The sequence below is a fragment of the Schnuerera sp. genome (assembly GCF_035459645.1).
Classification (GTDB): Bacteria; Bacillota; Clostridia; order Tissierellales; family Tepidimicrobiaceae; genus Schnuerera.
Window position 1 is genome coordinate 1 of the sequence record NZ_DATHXO010000276.1, and the last position, 5347, is coordinate 5347.

A 5347-nucleotide genomic window follows, 5' to 3' on the forward strand; every position below is an offset into this window, starting at 1 on the left:
AATGACAAGATTATATATAAAAATAAAAATGGGAGGTAAGAATATGAGAGAAGTTGTTATTGCTTCTGGAGTTAGGACAGCTATAGGAACTTTTGGAGGCAGTTTTAAAAATGTGTCAGCAGTAGAATTAGGCACTGTTGCAGCTAAGGAAGCAATGAAAAGAGCAAATATTACGCCAGATATGGTAGAAGAAGTTATATTCGGAAACGTACTACAAGCAGGATTAGGCCAAAATGTGGCAAGACAGGTTTCAATTCATTCGGGAATTCCGGTAGAGGTACCTTCCTATACCGTCAATAAGGTATGTGGTTCAGGACTTAAAACTGTAGCTTTAGCAGCTCAAGCTGTGATGGCAGGAGAAGCGGATATAATAGTAGCTGGTGGTACTGAAAATATGTCTCAAGCACCTTATTTATTGAAGAAAGCTAGATGGGGACAAAGGATGGGAGACGGAATTATAGAAGATTATATGGTTAAAGACGGACTTTGGGATATATTTAATGATTACCATATGGGTATAACGGCTGAGAACATAGCAGAACAATGGAATCTTTCCAGAGAAGAGCAAGATGAATTTGCTCTAAATAGCCAATTGAGAGCAGAAAAAGCCATAAAGGGTGGAACATTTAAAGATGAAATAGTTCCAGTAGAAGTCCCACAAAGAAAAAGAGATCCAATAGTTGTAGATACTGATGAGCATCCAAGATTTGGTTCAACAATAGAAGGTATGGCAAAATTAAGACCAGCTTTCAAAAAAGATGGTACAGTAACAGCAGGAAATGCTTCAGGAATTAATGATGGAGCAGCAGCTTTAGTCCTTATGTCAAAGGAAAAAGCAAAAGAACTAGGGATTAAGCCTTTAGCAACTATTGTATCCTATGCTTCAGCAGGAGTAGATCCTAAGATAATGGGAACAGGACCTATACCAGCAACTAGAAAGGCATTAGAAAAGGCTAAAATGGAAATAAAAGATTTGGATTTAATAGAAGCAAATGAAGCTTTTGCTGCCCAATCTTTAGCAGTAGTTAAGGATTTAGGATTAGATATAGATAAAACAAATGTAAACGGAGGAGCTATAGCCCTAGGACATCCAATAGGTGCTTCGGGAGCTAGAATTTTGGTTACCCTACTATATGAAATGGAAAAAAGAGAATCTAAAAATGGACTGGCGACCTTATGTATAGGCGGCGGACAAGGAATAGCTATGATAGTTAAGCGATAATCGCTTAACTATCAAATGGTTGAAATTTAATTGCTAAAAAGATTGTTTAGAATTAGTTGTTGATAAGCTACAAAAACTTTGATAAAATCATAACAAACAATGATTTTATGCATTTGAATTGTGAATGAAAAGTTTAATTTACAATTCACAATTCACAATTCAAAATTTAAAATTTGCGACTAGTCGCATCATGGAGGTGTTTTTATGGCAAAGGTAGTTACAATAGATGAAGCTATTGACCATGTTAAAGATGGTATGACCATTATGGTTGGCGGATTCTTAAGTTGTGGTACTCCTCATAAGCTGGTAGATGCATTAGTAGAGAAAGGTGTTAAAGATTTAACATTAATTTGTAATGATTCTGGTTTTGTTGATTCAGGTGTAGGGAAATTAGTGGTAAACAAGCAAATTAAGAAACTAATAGCTTCCCATGTGGGAACCAACAAAGAAACAGGAAATCAAATGAATTCCGGTGAAATGGAGGTTGTTTTAGTACCGCAAGGTACATTAGCAGAACAGGTAAGGGCTGCTGGTGCTGGGCTTGGAGGTATATTAACTCCAACGGGTGTAGGCACAGTAGTTGAAGAAGGAAAACAAAAAATAGAAATAGACGGAAAAGAATATTTGTTAGAATTACCATTGAAAGCAGATATAGCTTTATTGCTGGGAAATACTGTAGATAAATCTGGAAATGTAGTTTACTATGGAGCTACTCGAAACTTTAACACCCTTATGGCAACTGCAGCAGATACAGTAATAGTTGAAGCTGACAATTTAGTAGAAGTAGGGGAAATAGATCCAAACCATGTTGTTACTCCTGGATTATTTATTGATTATATTGCTGTTGGAGGTGACAAATAATGGATAGAGCAAAGATAAAAGAAATAATAGCTAAAAGAGTTGCTAAGGAATTAAAAGATGGAGATATAGTAAATTTAGGTATTGGACTACCGACTATGGTAGCTAATTATGTTCCTGAAAATGTGGACGTATATTTTCAATCGGAAAACGGTTTTATAGGATTAGGACCAGCTCCTAAAACGGGAGAAGAGGATGAATATATAGTAAATGCTGGAGGTCAATGCGTTACCATATTACCTGGAGGAGCTTTCTTTGACTCTTCAGTATCCTTTGGAATTATCCGTGGTGGTCATGTAGATGTAACGGTTTTAGGTGCCTTACAAGTAGATGAAGAAGGGAATTTAGCTAACTGGATGATACCAGGAAAGATGGTTCCAGGAATGGGCGGTGCTATGGATTTAGTTGTAGGAGCTAAAAAGGTAATTATTGCCATGGAACACACAGTGAAAGGAAATCATAAAATTCTTAAAAAATGTAATCTACCTTTAACCGCAGCAAAACAAGTGGATATGATAGTTACTGAAATGGGAGTAATGGAAATTACAGATGAAGGAGTAGTATTAAAAGAAATCAATCCAGAATTTACAGTAGAACAAGTTCAAGAAGCTACGGAAGCTAAATTAATAATATCAGATGCATTAATAAAAATGGAAGTATAGAAGAACCCTTTAAAGGGTTCTTTTGGTATTTTAATAATAAAAACCTTAAGCCCTATATGTGAAAAATAAGACAAACTATTGAAGAAAACCTTTAAATAATCTATTTTTTTAACAAGAAATATTTGCAATTTTATCGAATTTAAAGTATATTTATATTATATGAAAATTAATATTTACAAATAGTTACATATTTAACGAGCTATTGTTTGGAGTTGGTAGTTTGAATAAAAAGAATAATAAAAACATGCTTCAAAATTTAAGTTTAATAACTCAAATAGGTTTATCTATAATTACTCCTATAATTATGGGGGTATATTTAGGTGGATTTATCGATAAAAAAGTTGGAACTGAAATGATATTTACTCTAATATTCATTATATTAGGTGCTATAGCTGGGTTTTTGAATTTATTCAAACTGGCAGATAAAGATAGGAACAATAGGAAGTGAAATTATGTTTGATGATAATAATATAGTATATGTAATAATTAGGAAAACTATAGTATATAGCTTGATTGTTATTGGAATAATGTTTATAGGGATAAAGGATTCAAAGCCTTATGTATTAGGTTATATATTTGGGACCACTATTAGTATACTAGGCTTTAAATTGATAGAAAAAACTTCTAAAAGAGCAGTAACCATGAAACCGTCAAAAGCTTATAATTATTCTATATTACATTACTTTATTAGATATTTTATCTATGCAATAGTGCTTATTGTAGCAGCTATAGCAGATTATTTAAATTTTTTCACAACAGCATTTGGACTATTTATGATAAAGATAGCAATTGTTACTTCTGCAATTTATAGCAATAAACGAAAGAAAAACAATAAAGACTAATCACATTTAAGAAATTTTGTTATACTATTATATAGGATTGGAAGAAAGGAGGTTGGAGATATTTGAAAATAGAGTTTACAGTAAACTTATTTGGTAGATCAATGTTAATACCAGATACTGTTGTTAATATGTACATTGTAGTAATATTATTACTTATCTTTGCAGCAATAGTAAATAGGAAGGTTAAGGAAGTAAATGCAGATGATAAACCTTCCAACTTTCTAAATGTGATTGAAATGGCTGTTGAAGCAGTTGACAATTTAGTTAAACAGACTATGGGAGAAAAACATGTAAGGTTTGCTCCTTACATATTTGCCCTTATGGCATTTTTACTATTTGCCAATCTATTTGGACTAGTTGGTTTTACGCCACCTACATCTGATTATAGTGTGACTCTTGCCTTGGCATTGGTTACGTTTACATTGACTCAGTTCTATGGTTTAAAGAACAAAGGATTTGGTGGCTACTTAAAAAGTTTTACAGAGCCTATGGCATTTTTAACTCCCCTTAATATAATTGGAGAGATAGCTAATCCGGTATCTTTATCTTTCCGTTTATTTGGAAATATTTTAAGTGGAGTTATAATAATGGGGCTTATATATCAAGCTTTAGGATTATTTGCACCATTAATCGCCCCACCATTACATGCATATTTTGATTTGTTTGCAGGAGTATTACAAACATTTATATTTGCTATGTTAACTATGATATTTATTGGTGGTAATTTAGATTAAAGAAAATAAAATTTTTTAAAAATTGGGAGGAGGACATTAATATGTTAGAAGGAATAACAAGTGAAGCTTTTATATTAGGATGTTCAGCAATAGGTGCAGGTTTAGCTATGATAGCAGGTATAGGTCCTGGTATCGGGCAAGGTAATGCAGCAGCAAAGGCAACAGAAGCAGTAGGAAGACAACCAGAAGCTCAAGCAGATATTACTAGAACCATGCTTTTAGGGCAAGCAGTAGCAGAGACAACTGGTATCTACGGATTAGTTATAGCTATAATTCTATTATTCGTTAGACCACTATTAGCTGCATATTTAAACTTAGGATTATAAAGAGGTGGGTATCCCTCTTGATGGGAACCCGTCTCAAAATACCCCTTATGAAAAGGAGGCTTAGCAATGTTTGATGTAAGGGTAATACCAGATCTGTTGTCAGTAGTTTTAACCTGGATAGCATTATTGATTTTATTTTTTGGACTTAGGAAACTATTATATAAACCAGTTTCAAACATTCTAAACAAAAGAAAAGAAAAAATTCAAAATGATATAGATGGAGCTAAAACATTAAAAGAAGAAGCTATGACATTGAAATCAGATTATGAATCAAAACTTTTAGAGGCTAAACAAGAAACTCAAGAAATAATTGAAAATGGTCGAAAAAGAGGAGAAGAGATAAAAGAGGATATAATAGCTGAAGCAAAAAAAGAAGCAGAAAATATTGTTGAAAAAGCAAAAAGAGAAATTCAAGCTGAAAGAGAAAAAGCTCTTTTAGATGTAAAGATGCAAGCAGGAGAGATGGCTGTTTTAATTGCTTCTAAGATAATTGATAAGAATGTAGACATGGCTTCTCAACAGGATTTAATTGAAAAATTTGTGGATGAGGTAGGTACAAAAGAATGGCAAAATTAGTAGGGAAAAGATATGCTGAAGCTTTGTTTGAAGCTGGTTTAGAATTGAATAAATTGGAAAGTTTTAGGGAAGATATTGCCAATGTTTCAAGTATATTGAAAGAAGAATTAGAACTTCAGAAGATACT

Annotated in this window: 9 protein-coding genes; all 9 read left to right on the top strand. The window is 33.0% G+C overall.

Features of this window, described 5'->3' with window-relative positions; genetic code table 11:
• Positions 1-43 precede the first annotated feature (43 nt).
• Complete coding sequence (locus tag VK998_RS06430) at positions 44-1222, top strand: acetyl-CoA C-acetyltransferase (protein ID WP_325226703.1); 1179 nt, start codon at positions 44-46, stop codon at positions 1220-1222.
• A 204-nt stretch (positions 1223-1426) separates the two neighbouring features.
• Positions 1427-2083: an acetate CoA-transferase subunit alpha gene (atoD, locus tag VK998_RS06435; RefSeq protein WP_325226704.1), complete on the top strand. Its 657-nt coding sequence runs from the start codon at positions 1427-1429 to the stop codon at positions 2081-2083.
• Positions 2083-2742, top strand: a complete 660-nt coding sequence (locus VK998_RS06440) for a 3-oxoacid CoA-transferase subunit B (protein WP_325226705.1) — start codon at positions 2083-2085, stop codon at positions 2740-2742. Before atoD ends, VK998_RS06440 begins: the two co-directional genes overlap by 1 nt.
• A 220-nt stretch (positions 2743-2962) precedes the next feature.
• Positions 2963-3190 (top strand): AtpZ/AtpI family protein, encoded by a 228-nt coding sequence (locus tag VK998_RS06445; protein ID WP_325226707.1) that lies wholly within the window; start codon positions 2963-2965, stop codon positions 3188-3190.
• A gap of 4 nt (positions 3191-3194) precedes the next feature.
• Positions 3195-3584, top strand: a complete 390-nt coding sequence (locus tag VK998_RS06450; RefSeq protein WP_325226708.1) for an ATP synthase subunit I — start codon at positions 3195-3197, stop codon at positions 3582-3584.
• Between the two features lie 62 nt (positions 3585-3646).
• The gene (gene atpB / locus VK998_RS06455; RefSeq protein ID WP_325226710.1) at positions 3647-4318 is read left to right on the top strand and encodes a F0F1 ATP synthase subunit A; all 672 of its coding nucleotides are present in this window, start codon (positions 3647-3649) and stop codon (positions 4316-4318) included.
• Positions 4319-4359: 41 nt separating this feature from the next.
• Positions 4360-4644 carry an ATP synthase F0 subunit C gene (gene atpE, locus VK998_RS06460; protein WP_325226711.1) on the top strand — a complete coding sequence of 95 codons (285 nt, stop codon included), beginning with the start codon at positions 4360-4362 and terminating at the stop codon, positions 4642-4644.
• Positions 4645-4710: 66 nt separating this feature from the next.
• A complete protein-coding gene (atpF, locus tag VK998_RS06465; protein ID WP_325226712.1) occupies positions 4711-5220 on the top strand; it encodes a F0F1 ATP synthase subunit B in 510 nt (169 codons plus the stop codon).
• Positions 5208-5347: F0F1 ATP synthase subunit delta (locus tag VK998_RS06470; RefSeq protein WP_325226713.1), on the top strand; the 140-nt coding region annotated here is incomplete at its 3' end. The genes atpF and VK998_RS06470, both read left to right, overlap by 13 nt.